13 protein-coding genes are annotated in these 19,156 nt (G+C 70.2%); 6 read left to right on the top strand and 7 right to left on the bottom strand.

The window, feature by feature from the left end; translation table 11 throughout:
* Window positions 1-187: 187 nt before the first annotated feature.
* The 4 genes from AB0F15_RS38400 to AB0F15_RS38385 all read right to left on the bottom strand — a co-directional run bounded on the left by AB0F15_RS38400 (window position 188) and on the right by AB0F15_RS38385 (window position 6,891).
* Window positions 188-412, bottom strand: coding sequence for a hypothetical protein (locus tag AB0F15_RS38400; RefSeq protein ID WP_360281579.1), 225 nt, complete (start codon window positions 410-412; stop codon window positions 188-190).
* 375 nt (window positions 413-787) lie between these two features.
* A complete protein-coding gene (locus tag AB0F15_RS38395; RefSeq protein WP_360281577.1) occupies window positions 788-2,398 on the bottom strand; it encodes a ricin-type beta-trefoil lectin domain protein in 1,611 nt (536 codons plus the stop codon).
* Window positions 2,399-2,615: 217 nt separating this feature from the next.
* Complete coding sequence (locus AB0F15_RS38390) at window positions 2,616-5,480, bottom strand: glycoside hydrolase N-terminal domain-containing protein (protein ID WP_360281576.1); 2,865 nt, start codon at window positions 5,478-5,480, stop codon at window positions 2,616-2,618.
* A 31-nt stretch (window positions 5,481-5,511) separates the two neighbouring features.
* On the bottom strand, window positions 5,512-6,891 hold the full coding sequence (locus AB0F15_RS38385) for an RICIN domain-containing protein (RefSeq protein WP_360281575.1): 1,380 nt from the start codon (window positions 6,889-6,891) through the stop codon (window positions 5,512-5,514).
* A gap of 437 nt (window positions 6,892-7,328) precedes the next feature.
* Here AB0F15_RS38385 and AB0F15_RS38380 point away from each other — a divergent pair, with 437 nt between their 5' ends.
* Complete coding sequence (locus AB0F15_RS38380) at window positions 7,329-9,665, top strand: beta-L-arabinofuranosidase domain-containing protein (protein ID WP_360281574.1); 2,337 nt, start codon at window positions 7,329-7,331, stop codon at window positions 9,663-9,665.
* A gap of 18 nt (window positions 9,666-9,683) precedes the next feature.
* On the opposite strand, the gene AB0F15_RS38375 is transcribed toward AB0F15_RS38380, so the two are convergent.
* A complete protein-coding gene (locus AB0F15_RS38375; protein ID WP_360281573.1) occupies window positions 9,684-10,334 on the bottom strand; it encodes a DUF4230 domain-containing protein in 651 nt (216 codons plus the stop codon).
* Between the two features lie 82 nt (window positions 10,335-10,416).
* Between AB0F15_RS38375 and AB0F15_RS38370 the strand changes: the two genes are divergently transcribed.
* Entirely contained in the window at window positions 10,417-10,584 is a 168-nt protein-coding gene (locus tag AB0F15_RS38370) for a hypothetical protein (RefSeq protein WP_360281571.1), read from the top strand.
* Window positions 10,585-10,595: 11 nt separating this feature from the next.
* Here AB0F15_RS38370 and AB0F15_RS38365 read toward each other — a convergent pair whose 3' ends face one another.
* Window positions 10,596-11,183, bottom strand: coding sequence for a TetR/AcrR family transcriptional regulator (locus tag AB0F15_RS38365; RefSeq protein WP_360281569.1), 588 nt, complete (start codon window positions 11,181-11,183; stop codon window positions 10,596-10,598).
* 127 nt (window positions 11,184-11,310) lie between these two features.
* Between AB0F15_RS38365 and AB0F15_RS38360 the strand changes: the two genes are divergently transcribed.
* Window positions 11,311-11,874 carry a hypothetical protein gene (locus tag AB0F15_RS38360; RefSeq protein ID WP_360281567.1) on the top strand — a complete coding sequence of 188 codons (564 nt, stop codon included), beginning with the start codon at window positions 11,311-11,313 and terminating at the stop codon, window positions 11,872-11,874.
* 66 nt (window positions 11,875-11,940) lie between these two features.
* On the opposite strand, the gene AB0F15_RS38355 is transcribed toward AB0F15_RS38360, so the two are convergent.
* Window positions 11,941-13,287 (bottom strand): glycoside hydrolase family 6 protein, encoded by a 1,347-nt coding sequence (locus AB0F15_RS38355; RefSeq protein WP_360281581.1) that lies wholly within the window; start codon window positions 13,285-13,287, stop codon window positions 11,941-11,943.
* 476 nt (window positions 13,288-13,763) lie between these two features.
* Here AB0F15_RS38355 and AB0F15_RS38350 point away from each other — a divergent pair, with 476 nt between their 5' ends.
* The 3 genes from AB0F15_RS38350 to AB0F15_RS38340 are packed head-to-tail and all read left to right on the top strand — an operon-like array spanning window position 13,764 to window position 19,104.
* The gene (locus AB0F15_RS38350) at window positions 13,764-16,163 is read left to right on the top strand and encodes a ricin-type beta-trefoil lectin domain protein (RefSeq protein ID WP_360281565.1); all 2,400 of its coding nucleotides are present in this window, start codon (window positions 13,764-13,766) and stop codon (window positions 16,161-16,163) included.
* A gap of 29 nt (window positions 16,164-16,192) precedes the next feature.
* A complete protein-coding gene (locus tag AB0F15_RS38345) occupies window positions 16,193-17,641 on the top strand; it encodes an arabinofuranosidase catalytic domain-containing protein (RefSeq protein WP_360281563.1) in 1,449 nt (482 codons plus the stop codon).
* A gap of 29 nt (window positions 17,642-17,670) precedes the next feature.
* Entirely contained in the window at window positions 17,671-19,104 is a 1,434-nt protein-coding gene (locus tag AB0F15_RS38340; protein WP_360281561.1) for an endo-1,4-beta-xylanase, read from the top strand.
* The last annotated feature ends 52 nt before the right edge of the window (window positions 19,105-19,156 follow it).

The raw sequence follows: 19,156 nt of genomic DNA, 5'->3' as shown, positions 1-19,156 counted from the left end.
GTGCAGGACACCGGCGGTCGCGCCGGTCGACAATGGTGAAACCCAACCCTTGAGGGCCCCGGGTGCCGGACACGGCACCCGGGGCCCTTGTGCTGCGTCCTCAGCGCCACCCGAGGCCTCCTGCGCAGCCTGCCGCCGGTCCCGGCACCTGGACGCCGTCGACTGACCCGGCTCGCGCCGTCTGCGCTCACCGCGCACGACCCTGACGGAGGTCCACGTAGACGACGGTGCTCGGTCTGGACACCAGGTACGCATGGCAACCCGGCGTCCCCGGCGCGGCGTGCGAGGACCGGGTGACGGGTGTGCAGCGGATCCGCGTCCGCGTGTCGAGTTTGCGCAGGAGCCGGACCGTGCTCGCGGCCGGCTCCGCTGTGACCGGGACCGGGGTGGGCAGGGTGAGGACCACCGCCATGGCCACAGTGCACAGCCGCACTCGTCCCTCCCCGCCGTCCCCGGCCGCTGTCCGCGACGGTTCAAGGCTGGCGGTGCACCCTTGAACGATCATTGAAGCCGCTGGTCAGCGCCCTGTCGACGAGGGTGGCGGGATGGGGAGTCCGGATCGGCGGCGACCCGGACGTGGTCCGCGGGCCGGGTGGACCTGCGTCGGCCGGCGGGTCTCGGTTCGGCTGGAGCCCGCCGGCCGCGGCCGGCCTCGCCCGCGCGTGGCCCGACGCGAAGTCGACCACGCGTTCTTCCACGGACGGCGCGTTCGCTACTCGCCCGCGGAAGAGGCGTCCTGGACGCGATCCGGGCACGCGTCCCCGGCATGGGCCTCAAGGAGGGCAGCTCACGCCGAGGGTGCCGTCCACTGCTGGTTCGCCTGGCCGTTGCAGGACCACAGGATCACCTTGGTGCCGTTCGCGGATCCTTGGCCACTGGCGTCCAGGCAGAGGTTCGACTGGACGCCCGAAATCGTGCCGTTGGCGTTCACCGTCCACTGCTGGTTGGCCTGGCCGTTGCAGTCCCAGATGACCACGGCCGTCCCGTTCGCCGTGCCCTGGTTGGCCGCGTCGAGGCACTTGGTGCCGTAGACCGTCAGCTGGCGGCTCGCCGTGCGGGTCCAGGTCTGGCCCGGGCCGCCCTGGCAGTCCTGCAGCTGCAGCTGGGTGCCGTTCGCCGACGTCCCGTTCGGCACGTCGAGGCAGCGGCCGGACTGCTTGCCGGTGATCGGGCCGCCGCCCGGGGGCGGGCCGTCGGCTCCGGTGACCGTGAGCAGGACCGCCTCCCCGGCCGGGACCGACGTCGCGTAGCTCGAGGCGGAACTCCCGCGGTCGGCGCCGGCCCACACGTCCCGGACGGTGGCCGGGCCCGTCAGGCCGAGGGAAGACCAGCGGACCGTGATCGTGGCCGCCGAGCCGGTGCGGTTGAGCAGCACGACGGCCCGGCGGCTCGTGCCGGACAACGCCTTCTGGTAGACCTGCAGCCCGGAGGCGTCCTCGGCGACCTTCGTGCCCTGCCGCCCGAGCGGGTCCTGGTCGATGGCGATCATCTCGCGGTTGGTCAGCGCCGCGCGGGTGGCGGCGGTCATGTCGCCGGGCTTGTTGCCCGCGATCAGCGGGGCGCCCGAAATCGCCCACAAGCTCAGGTGGGTGCGGTTCTGGGCGTCGGAGAAGCCGGGCAGGCCGGCGACGAGCATGTCGGGATCGTTGTAGTGGCCGGGACTCTGCGCGTTCGGGTGCTGGGCGGCGTCGAAGTTGGCCAGCACGCGCGACATCGCGGGCCGCTCACCCCAGTAGATGATGTCTCCGCTGGTGCGCCACAGGTTGGCGATGCCGGGGGCCCAGTTCCACGGCTGCTGGCCGCCCCACTCGCACACGGAGAACACCAGCGGGCGGCCGGTCTGGGCGGTGGCGCGCGTGATGGCGTCACTGATCGCGGTGTAGGAGTCGCGCGCGTTCAGCCCTTCGGCCTGGCCGCCGCACCAGTCGACCTTCACGTAGTCGAAGCCCCAGCGGGAGAACTGGAGGAAGTCCTGGTCGTAGTGGCCTTCGGCGCCGGTGCCGGGGTAGGCGGGGTGCCCGGTCGGGTAGTAGTACCCGCAGCCGTTGTGGCCCGCGTCGGTGTAGATGCCCGCTTTCAGGCCCTTGCTGTGGATGTAGGCGGTGATGGCGGCCATCCCGCCGGGCCACTTGGCGGTGTCGACGGTGATGTTGCCGCTCGCGTCGCGGGCGCCCGTCCACCAGCCGTCGTCGATGTTGACGTACTCGTAGCCCGCGTCCTTCATGCCGGAGGACACGAGCGCGTCCGTCTGCTGCTCGATGACGGTGTGGTCGATCGCGCCGGAGAAGGAGTTCCAGGAGTTCCAGCCCATCGGCGGCTTGGTGATCGGCGCCGCCGCCGGGGCGGCGCTCGACGGCGCCGCGAAGGCGACGACGGCGGACAGCAGGACCGCAATCATCGTGCACAGTGTCCACAAAGGACGCGCGATGCGCGAAGAGGTGGCGGCGGGTGCGTGCGACAACGGAACCCCCATCAGCATTGACGGTGAGCCGGCTTCGGTGGAGATGTGAACGCTAACACAATCCCGTGCCGGGCCGGGAAAGTTTCACGGCGGACCGGGTGGTGCCGGCCCCCTGGCGAACCAGGGGGCCGGCACCGGTGCCCACGTCGGCCGATCACACGCGCTGAAGCTGGAAGCGCTGGTTGGCGGCTCCGGTCACCGTCCACTGCGAAATGCGTGCGCCGTCGGCGGTCGAGGCGCTCCACACGTCCATGGCGAGGCCGCTGGCCCGGTTGACGATGCTCACCACCCCGCTGCCCTGGTCGGTCACCTGCCACTGCTGCGTGGTCGCGCCGGTGTCCGGTTGCTGGGTGATGTCGGCACCTGTGCCGGTGGACGCCACCTGGAGCACCAGCCCGCTGCTGCGGGACCGGATGCGGTGGAAGCCGCCGTCGGAGGGGAGGAAGTCGAACTGCTGGTTGAGGCCGCTGGTGGCCGTCCACTGGATCAGCGCCGCGCCGGCACTCGCCGAACCGCCGCTGATGTCGGCCGATTTGCCGCTGTGCTGGGCGACCAGGCGGTAGTTCACCCCCGGCTGCACCACCGGCGGCGGCCCGCCGAGGGCCGTGGCGCGGTAGGTGTGGCCCGCCTGGCCGGCGAAGCGGACCAGGTCGGTCTCGACGGACACCGGCTGCACCTTGGTGCCGCTCGTGGTGTCGAGCACCTCGTACTCCGCGGTGAACAGCCGGCTGCGGACCTTGACGTCGCCGTCGTGGTCGGGCGTGATGGTCAGCTGCGTCGCCGCGCCGCCGCTCCAGGTCGCACCGACCGTGTAGCCGCCGCGTCCGCGCAGGCCCGTGACGGTCCCGGACGGCCAGCGGGGCGGCACGGCGGGCAGCAGGTGCAGCTCGCCGTTGTGGCTGTGCAGCAGCAGCTCGGCGATGCCGGACGTCGCCCCGAAGTTGCCGTCGATCTGGAACGGCGGGTGCAGGTCGAACATGTTGGGCGCCAGCCGGTCCGTCCGCACGAGGAGCCGGAGCAGGTCGTGCGCCTTGGCGCCCTCCTCCATGCGGGCCCAGTAGTTGATCTTCCAGGCGACGGACCAGCCGGTGCCGTCGTCGCCGCGCAGTTCCAGTGTCCGGCGGGCCGCGGTGAACAGCGGGGGCGTGCCCCGCTTGGTGATCTGGTTGCTGGGGTACAGGCCGTACAGGTGCGAGATGTGCCGGTGGTTCTGCTCGGTCTCCACCCAGTCGTAGAGCCATTCCTGGATGTTCCCGCGCGAGCCGACCTTCATCGGCGCCAGCCGCTGCCGAGCCGCCTTGACCTGGTCGGCGAAGGCGGCGTCCACGCCCAGCACCTGGCACGCGCCGGCACAGCCGTCGAACAGGTCACGCAGGATCTGCATGTCCATCGTCGGCCCCGCGCACACGGACGCGTTCGCGTGGTGGTTCAGCTCGGGGGAGTTGGCCGGGTTGGTGACCAGGTAGCCCAGGCTGGGCTCCGTCACCAGGGTGTCGAGGAAGAACTGGGCGGCGCCCTTCAGCAACGGATAACGGGCGCGCAGGAACTCGACGTCGCCGGTGAACCGGTAGTGGTCCCAGATCGTGCCGGCGAGCCAGGCACCGCCGGTCTGCCACATGCCGGCCTGCGCGAAGTCCACAATGGACGAACCGCGCCACCCGTCGGTGTTGTGGTGGGTGACCCAGCCCCGGGCCCCGTATTCGACCTGTGCGGTGCGGGCGCCGGTGACCGCGAGATCGGCGATCATGTCGAACACCGGCTCGTGGCACTCCGCGAGGTTGGTGACGTCGGCGGGCCAGTAGTTCATCGGCAGGTTGGCGTTGAGGGTGTACTTGGACTCCCACGACGGGTTCAGCTGGTCGTTCCAGATGCCCTGCAGGTTGGCCGGCTGGGTGCCGGGCCGGGACGAGGAGATCAGCAGGTAGCGGCCGAACTGGAAGAGCAGTGCGGAGAACTGGGGATCGTCGACGGTGTTGTGCTGGGCGATCCGGACGTCGGTCGGCTGGTCGGCCGCCGCGGTGCGGCCGAGGTCGAGGGTGGTGCGCGCGAACAGCTTCTGGTAGTCGGCCACGTGCCGGCTGCGCAGCGAGTCGTAGGGGAGGGCCTGCGCCGCGCTCAGCCGGGCGCGGGCGCTGCCCTGGTAGTCCCCGTTCACCGTCCGGTAGTCGACGTAGCTGGTGCCGATCGAGATCAGCAGGGTCACGGCGTCGGCGTTCGACACCCGCAGCGTGCCACCGGAACTGGCGGTGCTGCCGCCCTCGGCGACGGCGCTGACCAGCGCGAGGAACCGGACCGAGCCGGCGATCCCCCGGCTGTCCGAGGAAATCCCGTCCAGCGCGATCGACGACCCGCTGGGACTGGACGCGGTCGCGCGCTGCGGGGTGGCCAGCGACGCCGAGAACGAGATCGAGCCGGGCGTCTCGGCCGTCAAGCGCATGGCGATCACCTGGTCCACCGCGCTGGCGAACACTTCACGCCGGTACCGCACGTTGTTGGCGACGTAGGTCACGACCGTCGTGGCGGTGGTGAGGTCGAGCCACCGCTGGTACGAAGACACCCCGCTCGCGCCGGGAAGAGCGAGGCTGAGGGTGCCGACGGGCTGGTACGGCTGCTGGGCGGCGGGGGTGCCGAGCATCTTCTGGTCGATGAGGCTCTGCGCCTGCGTCCACTGGTTCGCGAACACCAGCTGCCGGACCTGCGCCAGGGCACCCGCGCCTTGGGGGTTGCTGTAGTCGTGCGGGCCGCCCGCCCAGACCGTGTCCTCGTTGAGCTGCAGGCGTTCGGTGTCGCTGTTGCCGAACACCATGGCGCCCAGCCTGCCGTTGCCGATCGGCAACGCGCGCAGCCACTCCGTACCCGCCGGCTTGTCGTACCACAGAGCGAGGTCCCCGGCCGCCCGCACGTCCGCGGGCGCGGCCGACCCGGCACGGGCGGTCGCCGTCCACGCCATCGGCGCCAGCACGGCTCCCACGCCCGCGGCGCCGAGCCGCATCGCTTGCCTCCGGGTCAGGTCCGGCATCTTTCGTCCTCCGATCGGGGAGTGGCCGCGCTCAGGCGCGCTGGAGCTGGAACCGCTGGTTGGTGGTACCCGAAGCGGCGTACTGCGAGATCCGCGCACCGTCGGCCGTCGACGCACCCCACACGTCCATCGCCAAGCCGCTCGACCGGTTCACCAGGCTGACCGCGCCGCCGCCCTGATCGACCACCCGCCACTGCTGGGCCGCCGCGTCGGCATCCGGCTGCTGCGTGATGTCCGCCCCGGCGCCGGAACCGGCGACCTGCAGCACCAGTCCGCTGTGCCGGGCCCGGATCCGGTAGTAGCCGCCGGCGGAAGCCAGGAAGTCGAACTGCTGGTTCGCCGCGGCGTGCGACGACCACTGGATCAGCGCGGCACCGGCGGCGGTCGAGGCACCGCTGATGTCCGCCGACTTCCCGCTGTGCGCCGCCACCACCGAGTAGTACACACCCACCTGCACGGGCGACGGGGGCGGCGGCGTCACGGTGCCGTCGAACTGGCTGAAGAACTTCCAGATCTCCGCCTTGTCCCAGCTCCGCGCGCCGCTCTCGCAGCCGGTGCAGCCGTCCACCGGGCCCTGCTGGTGGCCGCCGTCGAACGGCGCCCAGACGACCGGGTAGCCGGTCCGGCAGCCCGAGTAGACGGTCAGGTAGTGGGTTTTGCTGCCCGCGGCGGGTTCGGGGGCGTTCTGCGGGGTGCAGCCGTTGTTCCTGACGAACGTGTCACGCAGGCCCCGCCCGGCACCGATGTTGTCCGAGACCCCGTGGATCCCCATGTACGCGATCGGCAGCGTGCCGCCGCTGCACCCGCTGATCGCGCCGGGGGCGGCGATGGCCACGACCGCGCGGAAGACGGTCGCCCGCGCGCAGGCGAGCGCGTAACTCATCGCGCCGCCGTAGCTGAACCCGATGGAGAACAGCTGCGTCGTGTCGACGCAGAGGTCGTTCTCGATCAGCCTGATCATGTCGTCGGTGAAGGTGACGTCTTCACCGCCGGAGTTGCCCCAGCCGTTGCCGATGCCCTGCGGCGCCACGAAGATCGTGGTGTCGCCCGACTGCGACTGCATGCCGTAGTAGGCCCAGGCGTAGCCGTCGGATCCCCCCGAGGCGACCTGGTCGGCGGTCCCGCCCAGCCAGTGGTACCCGAAGGCCAGCCGGTGCGGACGGCTGTTGTCGTAGGTGCCGGGGATCTTCAGGATGAAGCTGCGGCTCTTGCCGTTGCTCTGGATCGTGCGCTGACCACTGGTGAGCGTGGGGTTCTTGCCGCAGCCGGCGCTCGGGGCGGCCGCCGCGGCGGCGCGGTCGCCGGCCTGCGGCGAAGTGGCCGCTCCGGCGCTTCCCGGCGGCCCGCCCACCGCCAGCACGAGCAGCACGGCGGTCACGACGGCCCTGAACAACGATCTCTGCCTCGACATGCGAAACCCCTTCAACGCGACGGGGAAATCTTCGGCCATTCGTGAAACACCGGGCAGGAACGCGGATTTCCGTGGCGCCGGATGCCTGCCTCGAGCGTGTTTGCGTTGTAGCACAGGATTTGAAGGCGCGTCCAGGTAACTGTCATGCCGGGCCGGTTGCCGCGGTACCGGGCGAAAGCCAGGATCGCGACCGGTGCCTGGTCAGTGGACGATCGGAAGGTCGCGGCTCGCTCTCGTCGGAAACTGTAAGTTTCACCTTTGCCGGAGCGCGGAAATGGGGGAGGAAACCGGGACGCGGCGTGGCTGCGCCGCTCCGGGAGGTTTCGTCCCCGTTGCGTGCCGGGCGGGGGTTCGGAAACTTGTTCGTGACACGCCTGCTTGTTAGCGCTAACATCATCCGCGTCCTCTCCCGGTCCGGTCGGTGAACGGAGAACCCAGTGACCTCATCGTTCAGCCGGCGGCGCTTGCTGCAAGCCGCCGGAGCCACTGCCATCGTCTCGGCGACCGGGTCCGTCATCGGCTGGGCGCCCGCCGGCGCGGCCACCGCGGCGGCCGTCGATCCGGTCCGCGCGGACGCCGGGGTGGCCGCGTTCCCGTTCGAACTCGGCGAGGTGCGGCTGACCGCGAGCCGGTGGCTGGACAACCAGAACCGGACGCAGAACTACCTCCGGTTCGTCGATGTCAACCGGCTGCTGTACAACTTCCGGGCCAACCACCGGCTCTCCACCGGCGGGGCCGCCGCCAACGGGGGCTGGGACGCGCCGGACTTCCCGTTCCGCAGCCACGTGCAGGGTCACTTCCTCACGGCCTGGGCGCAGCTGTGGGCGGTCGCCGGTGACACCGCGTGCCGGGACAAGGCCACCGCCATGGTGGCCGAGCTGGCCAAGTGCCAGGCCAACAACAGCGCCGCCGGCTTCACCGCCGGGTACCTCTCCGGCTTTCCCGAGGCCGATTTCGACAACCTCGAGGCCGGGCGCCTGTCGAACGGCAACGTGCCGTACTACTGCATCCACAAGACGCTGGCCGGCCTGCTCGACGTGTGGCGCTACGTCGGCAGCACCCAGGCCCGCGACGTGCTGCTGAACCTGGCGGGGTGGGTCGACCGGCGGACCGCGCGGCTCAGCTCCAGCCAGCAGCAGTCCGTCCTCAACACCGAGTTCGGCGGCATGAACGCGGTGCTGACGGACCTCTACCAGTACACCGGCGACGCGCGGTGGCTGACCGTCGCGCAGCGGTTCGACCACGCCGCCGTGTTCGACCCGCTGGCGGCGAACCGGGACCAGCTCAACGGGCTGCACGCCAACACGCAGGTCCCCAAGTGGATCGGCGCCGCGCGGGAGTACAAGGCCACGGGCACCACCCGCTACCGGGACATCGCCACCAACGCGTGGAACATCACCGTCGGCGCGCACACCTACGCCATCGGCGGCAACAGCCAGGCCGAACACTTCCGCGCGCCCAACGCCATCGCCGCGTACCTCACCCAGGACACGTGCGAAAGCTGCAACACCTACAACATGCTCAAGCTGACCAGGGAACTGATCGCGCTCTACCCGGATCGCGCCGACCTGGCCGAATACTACGAGCGGGCGCTGCTCAACCAGATGATCGGCCAGCAGAACCCGGCCGACAGCCACGGGCACATCACGTACTTCAGCTCGCTCAACCCCGGCGGCCGCCGCGGCCTCGGCCCGGCCTGGGGCGGCGGCACGTGGAGCACCGACTACAACTCGTTCTGGTGCTGCCAGGGCAGCGGGCTCGAGACGCAGACGAAGCTGGCGGACTCGATCTACTTCCACACCGACACCACGCTGATCGTGAACCTGTTCCTGCCCTCGGTGCTCACCTGGACCCAGCGCGGCATCACCGTCACCCAGACCACGTCCTACCCGGCGAGCGACACGACCACGCTGACGGTCACCGGGAGCGTGAGCGGCACCTGGGGCCTGCGCATCCGCATCCCGAGCTGGGCCGCCGGGGCGACGATCAGCGTCAACGGCGTCGCGCAGAACGTGACGGTCACTCCCGGCAGCTACGCCACGCTGAACCGGTCCTGGGTGTCCGGCGACGCGGTCACCGTCCGGCTGCCCATGAAAGCCGTCCTGCGGCCGGCCAACGACAACGCGAACGTCTCCGCCGTCACCTACGGCCCGGTGGTCCTGGCCGGCAACTACGGCACCAGCACGCTCAGCGGACCGCCCGCGCTCGACCCGAACTCGGTCACGCGGACCAGCAGCAGCGCACTGGCCTTCAGCGCCAAGGCCAACGGCTCCACGGTCAACCTGGTGCCCTTCTACGACGCGCAAGGCTTCAACTACACGGTCTACTGGAACACCGGCGGCGGTTCCGGCGGGACGACCTACCGGCTGGTCAACGTGGGCAGCGGGCTGCTGCTCGGCGTCGAGAACATGTCCACCGCCGACGGCGGCCGTGCGCTGCAGTGGACGGACAACGGCACCGCGGACCACAACTGGGAAGTCGTCACCGACGGGAGCGCCGTCCGGTTCCGCAACGCCAACAGCGGCAAGGTGCTCGGCGTCCGGGACATGTCGACGGCGGACAACGCGTCCGTGCTCCAGTGGTCGGACAACGGCACCGCCGACCACCGGTGGACCGTCGTCGACCAGGGAGACGGAACCGCGAAGATCCGCAACGTCAACAGCGGCAAGCTGCTGACCATCGAGAACAACTCGACCGCCGCGGGCGCGTTCGCCGTCCAGGGTCCCGACAGCGGTGCCGCCGCCACCCGGTGGCGCATGGTGCGCACCGGCTGACCGGGACGCGAGCTGTGGTCAGCCGGCGGCGTTGTCCGCGTAGTTGACGGTGATGTTCTTGAAGCCGAGTGACTGCAGGAGGCCGATCAGCATCGTCTTGGTGTTTCTCTCCGCGTCGGCCACCAGTGAGCTTTTCGCGGCCGCGGCCTGGATCTGCTTCTGGGCGAGTTCGTACAGCGCCTGCTGCGAGTTCGGGTTCCCGTTGAGGAATTCGTTGACGCGGGTGAACAGGCCCTGCTGCTGCGCGTAGACGTGGGACTCGTGCACGTCCAGCGTCGCGGGCTCCAGTTGCGCGTGCCCCAAGGTGATCGTGGCGGACTGGCGGTCGTCGGAGACCCGCACCGCGTCGCCCTTCAGCGCCGAGAAATCCACGAAGGCGTTGTCCGTGCCGACTCCGATGAACATCGTGTCGCTGCCCACGAGGAAACTGGGCAGGACGGAACTGGTCGTGATGTCGACGACGACCTGGAACGAACCGCTGGCCGCCTCGTAGCGCGAGAGCTCGACGATCGACTGCAGCAGCACCGGGCCGGAGTGCTCCTCGGTCTGGGTGGCGAACGGATTGCGCAGCTGGGGTAACAGGTGTACTGCCGATGCGACGAGTGCGGCGGCGGCCAGCACCACCACCGCCAAAGCCGTTGCGACCAGCCGCTTGCCCCAGGTGCCCATGCCCGGAAGATTACCCACGCGGCTGCCGGGTCAAGCGCCGCCGGCGGTACGGTGTGCTCGCTCGCGTGGCCGGATCTCGCGGATGAGGGGAAGCGTCGTGCGCAAGTCGCTGTGGCTGTGGGTCCTGCTGGTCGTCCTCGCCATCCTGGTGCTCGGGCTGATCTTCGGTGGCTACCGCAAGGGCACGAAGCTCGGAGCGCCCGCCGCGCTGCCGCCGGTGGCCGCGTGGAGTGCGGGCCGGACGGCGTAACGCGGGGCGGTTCACCTCGGTGGTGCGGCCTCCGCCGCGATGGCGGCGTCCCGGTACCTCAGGATTCCTTCGACCCCGAGCAGGAACGTTTCGCAGATCGGGGCCGGGTCGGAGAGGCAGCCGGCGGCCATGGCGCCGTCGCGCAGCATGACGAAGTGCTGCGCGGCCGGCCCGGGTGCGGTCTCCCCGGTTCCGGCCAGCAGTTCCGTGACGGTGCTCAGGAACCACTGCCGGTGCGCGAGGACCGCTTGGTGGACCGGGTGGGCGGGATCGGGGTATTCGGCGGCGGCGTTGAGGAAGGCGCAGCCCCGGAAGCCGGGGGACCGGATCCCGTCGGCGATCGTCGCGGCGACCGCCCGGACGATGCCGTCCGGCGGGCCGCCCGCGGTCCGGGCCGCCTCGATCTGCGCGCGGATGGCCTGGTCCGCGGCGGTCAGGTAGGCGACCAGCAGGTCGTCCTTGCCGGGGAAGTGCCGGTAGAGCGTGGCGCGGGTGACGCCCGCGTCGGCGATGACCCGGTCGATCCCGACCGAGTGGAGACCTTCGGCGTAGAACAGCCGGCTGGCCGAGGCCAGCAGCCGGGCACGAGCTTCGGACACTGAACTTCTCCCTCCGGGTTCGCCGTGGCGAGCTTAGCAGATAGAACGGTCGGTCTTGACGACGTCGACCGCCGGTGTCATAGTTCGGCGAGACAAGACAGATCGTTCTATCTACCTGGAGGACGCAGTGGCGACCACCACCGTTCCGGCCGTCGGCAGCACGCAGTCCCTGCGGCGGCTCTACTTCGTCCGGTTCGCGTTCGCCCTCGTCTGGGCGGGAGCGTTGGTCGCGACGGCGTCGAGTCTCGGGCCGGTCAGCGTCGCGCTGCTGGTGGCGTACCCGTTGTTCGACGTCGTCGCCGCGGTGCTGGACGCCCGCTCGGCGAAGGCGGGCAAGCCCGTCGTGGCGCTGTACGTGAACGTCGCGATCAGCCTGCTCGCCGGCGCCGGCCTGGCTGTCGCGGCCTCGTCCGGGATCCCGGCCGTCGTGGGGGTGTGGGGCAGCTGGGCGATCGCGGCCGGTGTCGTCCAGCTCGTCGTCGGCGTCGTCCGGCGCGGCCTGGGCGGGCAGTGGCCGATGATCCTCAGTGGCGCGATCTCCGCCGTGGCCGGTACTTCGTTCCTGGTTCAGGCCACAATGGACGGTGCGACGCTGACGGCACTGGCGGGCTACGCGACGCTGGGCGGGATCTTCTTCCTCGTCTCCGCGCTACGGCTGGGCCGGACGCCGAAGCAGCCGGCCTCGCGGTAGGGGCCGCACACGAAGGCCTCCCCGGGAAGAAGAATCCCGAAGAGGCCTTCGCGGCGGACAGCGTTATCAGGAGCAGACGGTTCCGTTCAGTGCCGGCTGCACGAAGGGCGGAGTACTGCCGGTGTAGCTCGCGCTGTAGCCGATCGAGGTCGTCGCACCCGTGGCGAGGTTTCCGTTCCACGACATGCTGGCGACCTTGACGACGTCACCGGTGTCGTTCCAGGTGCCGCTCCAGCCCTGGGTGACGGTCACGCCGGGGGCGGAGAACGTCAGCGTCCAGCCGGTGAGGGGGGCGCCGCGGTTTTCGATGACGATCTCGGCGGTGTACCCGGTCGGCCAGCTGCTGATCACCCGCTGCGTGACCTTGCAGCCGCCGGTCGGCTGCGGAGTCGTGGTGGTCGGGGAAGTGGGCGTCGTCGGGGTGGTGGGAGTGGTGGGGGTGGTGGGCGTGGTCGGGGTGGTGGTTTGGACCGGACCGGCCGCGATGGCGAGGTCGTAGGCTCGCTGCGGCACGAACTGGCCGGCCGTGGCGATGCAGCCGTCCGCCTCGCCCGGCGGCTTGATCCACAGGAACGCGTCGATCTGGCTGTCGCCGGTCTGGTTGGTGCTCGGCGTCCCGATCGCGCGCCCGCCGGGGTCGCACCACTCGCTGCCCTGTGGCCCGTTGCCGTTGCGGCTGGTGTCGATCACGGCCTTCAGCCGGGAATTGCCGAGCTGGCCGAGGACCGCCTTGTCGTAGGCGACTTCGTCGGCGGTCGCGCGGTAGTTGGACACGTTGGTGGAGATGCCGTCGGCGCTGTTCGAGACGTCGGCGGCCCGCAGCCGCGTCGCGGCGTCGCCCGGGGAGAGCCAGGCGGAGTGCCCGATGTCGAAGTACACCTTCGCCTGGGACGAGCCCGCCTTGAGCCGCTTGCCGGCGTACGCGATCGACGCCGTCGTCTGGCTCTGCTGGTCGCTGCTCTGGCAGCTCGTCATCATCGCGAGCACGTCGGGTTCGAGCACGATGGCCGCGGGCCGGCCCGCCAGGCCGGCCGCCACCTGGTCGACCCAGGCCCGGTAGGCGTCCTGGGACGGCGCGCCACCGCTGCTGGCGCCGCCGCAGTCGCGGTTGGGGATGTCGTAGACCACCATGATCGGGATCTTCCCCGCGGCCGCCGCCGCACCCACGTAGGCGTCGACCTCCCCGCGCACCGTGGACGTGTTCGTGGTGGTGAACCACCTCGCCTGGGGTACCGCGGCGATGCGGTCGCGGATGACCGCGGCGCGCGAGTCGCCCGGGTTGGCCGCGACCCACTTGGCCGCATTGGTGCCCGGGTCGGTGTAGTACGCCGACCCGGCGGCCTGCGCGCCGGCCCACGTGGTCGTGGCGACGACGCCGGTCACGGCCAGCGCGGCGAGCCCACCGGCTGCCACTGTCCTGCTTCGCATGCACCTTCTCCTTCGAATGCCTGGTAACGCCGGTCCCGAAGAACTGGGAGCGCTCCCAGTGCTTCGGGACTGTAGCCGGGGAAAGCGGGATCGGAAAGAGGTTCCGGTGCCGGCCGTCTCCGGCGGCAAGAAAATTACACCGGTGTGAAGCGGGAAACCGGTGGGCGGCCAAGATCCGGTTCAGGGGCGTGACCTGCGCCGATTCTCGGCGTCCGGGTCTTCGGAGGCGAGTTCCCGCACGATGCGGGCGGCGCCGGGAATCGGCGGTTGTTCGGCGGCCGATCTCCCTGTTAGCGTTAACGTCCAGCGTGTTCGCCATCGACGAAGATGGGGTTCCCATGTGCGGTGTTCTGCGTGCCTCTCCGGGTGGACCGGTGCGTTTCCCGTCCGCTGATTGATCGATTTCTCCGGCCCCGAAAGTTTCGGTGGGCGCCACCCGTTCGTCGGAAGTGAGGACAACCATGCCCGCGACCCTGCTCCGGAGCGTGAGAACCGCGGCAGCGGCGGTCACCGCGATCGTCCTGGCCGTGGCCGGCAGCGCCGTCACCGCCGCGCCGGCCGAGGCCGCCACTTCGATCACGATCAACGGGGGTTCGGGCGGGCGCACGTTCGACGGCGTCGGCGCGGTCAGCGGCGGCGGGGGCAACACCCGCCTCCTGATCGACTACCCCGAGCCGCAGCGCGGCCAGATCCTCGACTACCTCTTCAAGCCCGGCTACGGCGCCGCCCTGCAGATCCTCAAGGTGGAAATGGGCGGGGACACCAACTCCACCAGCGGCGCGGAGCCGAGCCACGCCCACTTCCGCGGTGATCTCGACTGCAACCGCGGGTACGAGTGGTGGCTCATGGAACAGGCCAAGGCACGCAACCCCGGCATCAAGCTCGTGGGCCTGCCCTGGGGTGCACCGGGCTGGATCGGCAACGGCACCTTCTTCTCCAACGACCTGACGGACTACTACCTGTCGTGGCTGGGGTGCGCCAAGCAGCACGGGCTGAGCATCGACTACCTCACGAGCGTCCAGAACGAGAAGCAGTGGAGCGCCGACTGGACCGTCACCCTGCGCAATGCGCTCAACGCCAACGGGTACAGCGCCATCAAAGTCATCTCCGGTGACTCGTGGCCGGGCGACTGGGGTCCCGCGAGCGCGATCCCGACCAACACGGCCTACCGCAACGCGACCGACGTGCTGAGCGCCCACTACACCTGCGGCTACCTCAGCGCGCAGACCTCCTGCAGCGTCCCGGCGAACGTCACGAACACCGGGAAGACGTTGTGGTCCAGCGAAAACGGCTCGCAGGACTACAACGACGGCGCCAAGCCGCTGGCCCGCGGGATCAACCGCGTCTACCTCGACGGCAAGATGACCGCCTACCTCAACTGGGACCTGATCGCCGCCGTCACGCCGAACATCCCGTGGCCGACCGTGGGGCTGATCCTGGCCAACCAGCCGTGGTCCGGCTACTACTCGGTCGGCAAGGACGCGTGGGCGCTGGCGCACACGACGCAGTTCACCGCGCCGGGCTGGAAGTACCTCGACTCCTCCAGCGGCTACCTCGGCGGGAACCGGAACAACGGCAGCTACGTCTCGCTCAAGTCGCCGAACAACACCGACTACAGCACGATCATCGAGACGATGGACGCCACGTCGGCCCAGACGCTCAACCTGAACGTCACCGGCGGCCTGTCCACCGGCCAGGTGCACGTGTGGTCGACCAACCTCAACTCGAACAACCCGGCGGACCACTTCGTCCACAGCACCGACATCACGCCGTCCGGCGGCGCCTTCTCCCTGACCGTCCAGCCCGGCTACCTGTACTCGATCACGACCACCACCGGGCAGGGCAAGGGCACGGCGACCAGCCCGCCGCAGGGCTCGCTCAACCTGCCCTACAGCGACGACTTCGAGGGGTACGCGAAGGGCAAGGAAGCCAAGTACCTGATGGACATGGAGGGCGCCTTCGAAACCTCCGCCTGTGGCGCCGGCCGCGCGGGCACCTGCGTCCGCCAGTCCGCGACGCAGAAGACGATCCCGTGGAAGAAGTTCGTCGACCCCTACGCGCTCCTGGGCAATGTGGCCTGGAGCAACTACACGCTCAGCACGGACGTGCTGCTGGAGAAGCCCGGGTACGTCGAGCTGCTCGGCCGGGCCGGCTCGCAGGACACGGGCAACCAGGGGGCGCTGAACGCGTACTACCTGCGGGTGAGCGACACCGGCGCCTGGTCGATCCGGCGCAACAACACCAGCCAGCAGAACACGACCCTGCGCACCGGCACGACGACCGCGCTCGGCACCGGCAGCTGGCACAAGCTGGCGCTGGGCTTCTCCGGCAGTACCATCACCGCCTCCGTCGACGGCACGGTGCTCGGCACGATCACCGACGGCACCTTCCCGGCCGGCCAGGTCGGCATCGGCACGAGCGTGGGGGAGACCGCGCAGTTCGACAACCTCTCCGTCGACGGTTCGGGTGGCGGGTCCACCTCCGTGCTGCGCAACACCGGTGCCGGCCGCTGCCTCGACGTCCCGGGCGTGTCGCAGACCAACGGCACCCAGGTGACGTTGTGGGACTGCAACGGCGGCAGCAACCAGCAGTGGACCCTCACCTCCGGCAAGCAGCTCCAGGTGTACGGCAGCAAGTGCCTCGACGCCGAGGGTGCCGGGACGACGTCGGGAACCCGGGCGATCATCTGGGACTGCACGAGCGGGACCAACCAGCAGTGGAACGCCAACACCGACGGGACGATCACCGGTGTCCAGTCGGGACTGTGCCTCACGCCGAGCGGGAACGGCACCGCGAACAGCACGCCGGTGACCCTGCAGACCTGTACGGGTGGCAACGCCCAGAAGTGGACCCGGAGCTAGGCACTTCGTCCGGACAAAGGAGTTCGCCGATGAATGCTCGCTGGAAAAGACTCTGGCCGGCCGTGGCACTCGCCGCGGGCGCGGTGGCCGGCACGGCCACGACCTCGCAAGCGGCCACCCAGGGGCCGTGCGACATCTACGCGGCCGGCGGCACGCCGTGCGTGGCCGCGCACTCGACCACCCGGGCGCTGTATGGCGCGTACAGCGGCTCGCTGTACCAGGTGCGGCGAGCTTCGGACAACACGACGCGGAACATCGGGCTCCTGACTGCGGGCGGCGTCGCGGACGCCGCGGCCCAGGATGCGTTCTGTGCCGGTACGACGTGCCTGATCACCGTCATCTACGACCAGTCCGGCCGCAACAACCACCTCACGCAGGCACCGCCGGGCGGGTTCTCCGGCCCGGCGGCGGGCGGGTACGACAACCTGGCCAACGCGGCCGCGGCGCCGATCACCGTCGGCGGGCAGAAGGCCTACGGCGTGTTCGTGGCGCCGGGCACCGGTTACCGCAACAACAACACCAACGGCGTCGCGACCGGTGATCAGCCGGAGGGCATGTACGCGATCTTCGACGGTACGCACTACAACGGTGGCTGCTGCTTCGACTACGGCAACGCCGAGCGCAACAGCCGGGACAACGGCAACGGCACGATGGAGGCCATCTACTTCGGCAACATCAAGGTCTGGGGCTACGGTGCCGGCAACGGCCCGTGGATCATGGCCGACCTCGAGAACGGCCTGTTCTCCGGGGTCAACCAGCACTACAACGCCAACGACCCGAGCATCAGCCACCGCTTCCTGACCGCCATCATCAAGGGCGGCCAGAACCGGTGGGCCATCCGCGGTGGCAACGCGCAGTCCGGTGGCGTGTCGACGTTCTACGACGGCGTGCGCCCGAACGTCTCGGGCTACAACCCGATGCGCAAGGAAGGCGCCATCATCCTCGGCACCGGCGGGGACAACAGCATCGGATCCGCCGGCACCTTCTACGAAGGGGTCATGACGTCCGGCTACCCGTCGGACGCCACGGAGAACGCCGTGCAGGCCAACGTCGTCGCGGCCGGCTACGACACCGGCGGCAGCACCACGAACACCGGCCCGCTGCACGCGGTCGGCGCGGGCAAGTGCCTGGCCGCCCCGAATTCCACCCAGGGCACGCAGCTGCAGATCGCCGGCTGCACCGGCCAGGCCAACCAGGCCTGGACGCGCACGTCGAGCGGCCAGCTGACGGCCACTCTCGGCGGGGCGACCCTCTGCCTGGACGCGTCCGGCCAGGGCACCACCGCGGGCACGAAGGTCGTGACGTGGTCGTGCAACGGCCAGGGCAACCAGCAGTGGACCGTCAACTCCAACGGCACGGTCACGGGCGGTCAATCCGGCCTGTGCCTGGATGTCACCGGCGCCTCCACCGCCGAGGGCGCCCCGGTCGAACTGTGGTCCTGCAACGGTGGCAGCAACCAGCAGTGGACGCTGGGCTGAGCCCGTCCCGCGACGAAACGAGGATTCCCATGAACACCGGCTCATCCCCACGGCGTCGTCTCCGGACCGCCGTCACCGTCCTCGCGGTCGCCGGCCTCTCGGCGACGGCCCTGGTGCTCTCGCCCGGCGTCGCCGGGGCGGCGAACACCCTCGGAGCCGCGGCGGCGCAGAGCGGACGGTACTACGGTGCCGCCATCTCCACGAGCCACCTCGGCGAGGCGGCCTACGTGAACACGTGGGGGGCGGAGTTCAACGGCGTCACCCCGGAAAACGAGATGAAGTGGGACACGGTCGAGCCGAACCGCAACCAGTTCAACTTCGGCCCGGGGGACCAGATCGCCGGCCAGGGGAGAAGCCGGAACATGAAGATCCGCGGGCACACGCTGGTGTGGTACCAGCAACTGCCCGGCTGGGTGAGCGGGCTGGACGCGAACAACCTGCGCTCGGCGATGCTGAACCACATCAGTCAGGTGGCCGGCCACTGGAAGGGCCAGCTCATCGCGTGGGACGTGGTCAACGAGGCGTTCGAGGAGAACGGCGCCCGCCGGCAGTCGGTCTTCCAGCAGAAGCTCGGTGACGGCTACATGGAGGACGCCTTCCGCGCCGCCCGCACGGCCGACCCGAACGCCAAGCTCTGCTACAACGACTACAACACCGACGGCATCAACGCGAAGAGCACCGGCATCTACAACATGGTGCGGGACTTCAAGAGCCGGGGCGTGCCGATCGACTGCGTGGGCTTCCAGAGCCACCTCGGCTCGAATTCCAACCTCGGCAGCTACCAGGCGAACCTGCAGCGCTTCGCCGACCTCGGGGTCGACGTGCAGATCACCGAGCTCGACGTCGGCGGCTCGGGGTCCGGCCAGGCGAACGTGTACCGGCAGGTCACCCAGGCGTGCATGGCGGTCTCCCGCTGCACCGGCATCACGGTATGGGGTGTCACGGACAAATACTCGTGGCGCTCGGGCGACACCCCGCTGCTGTTCGACGGCAACTACGGCAAGAAGCAGGCGTACACCGCCGTCCTCGACGTGCTGAACGGCGGCACTCCCGACCCCGACCCGGGCGGCACCGGGCCGGTGCGCGCGGTCGCGGCGAACCGGTGCCTGGACGTGCCGGCCTCGGCGACCACCGCCGGGACCCAGCTGGCGATCTGGGACTGCCACTCCGGGACGAACCAGCAGTGGACCCGCGGCAGCGCGGGCGAGCTGAGCGTGTACTCCGGTTCGACCAAGCGCTGCCTGGACACCGCGGGCGGCGGAACCAGCGCCGGCACGGCGGCGGTCATCGCCACCTGCACCGGCGGGACCGGCCAGAAGTGGACGTTCACCGGGAACGGCACGGTCACCAACGGCCAGTCGGGCCTGTGCCTGGACGTGACCGGCGCCGCGACCGCCAACGGCACCAAGGTGATCGTCTGGAGCTGCAACGGCGGAGCCAACCAGCAGTGGAGCGGTTCTTGACGCTCCGGCGGCGGTGGTAGCCCGCCGTCCCGCCGGACCTCGACCGGAGTGC

This window comes from Amycolatopsis sp. NPDC026612, from assembly GCF_040638285.1.
Lineage (GTDB): Bacteria > Actinomycetota > Actinomycetes > Mycobacteriales > Pseudonocardiaceae > Amycolatopsis.
This window is presented reverse-complemented; position numbering and strand designations above follow the sequence as displayed.

What these genes read in the sequence shown, in the direction of transcription:
- AB0F15_RS38385 (WP_360281575.1), bottom strand. Translation starts at nt 6,891, where the DNA reads ATGTCGAGGCAGAGATCGTTGTTCAGGGCCGTCGTGACCGCCGTGCTG.
- AB0F15_RS38340 (WP_360281561.1), top strand. Translation starts at nt 17,671, where the DNA reads ATGAACACCGGCTCATCCCCACGGCGTCGTCTCCGGACCGCCGTCACC.
- AB0F15_RS38375 (WP_360281573.1), bottom strand. Translation starts at nt 10,334, where the DNA reads ATGGGCACCTGGGGCAAGCGGCTGGTCGCAACGGCTTTGGCGGTGGTG.
- AB0F15_RS38345 (WP_360281563.1), top strand. Translation starts at nt 16,193, where the DNA reads ATGAATGCTCGCTGGAAAAGACTCTGGCCGGCCGTGGCACTCGCCGCG.
- AB0F15_RS38350 (WP_360281565.1), top strand. Translation starts at nt 13,764, where the DNA reads ATGCCCGCGACCCTGCTCCGGAGCGTGAGAACCGCGGCAGCGGCGGTC.
- AB0F15_RS38400 (WP_360281579.1), bottom strand. Translation starts at nt 412, where the DNA reads ATGGCGGTGGTCCTCACCCTGCCCACCCCGGTCCCGGTCACAGCGGAG.
- AB0F15_RS38370 (WP_360281571.1), top strand. Translation starts at nt 10,417, where the DNA reads ATGAGGGGAAGCGTCGTGCGCAAGTCGCTGTGGCTGTGGGTCCTGCTG.
- AB0F15_RS38390 (WP_360281576.1), bottom strand. Translation starts at nt 5,480, where the DNA reads ATGCCGGACCTGACCCGGAGGCAAGCGATGCGGCTCGGCGCCGCGGGC.
- AB0F15_RS38395 (WP_360281577.1), bottom strand. Translation starts at nt 2,398, where the DNA reads ATGATTGCGGTCCTGCTGTCCGCCGTCGTCGCCTTCGCGGCGCCGTCG.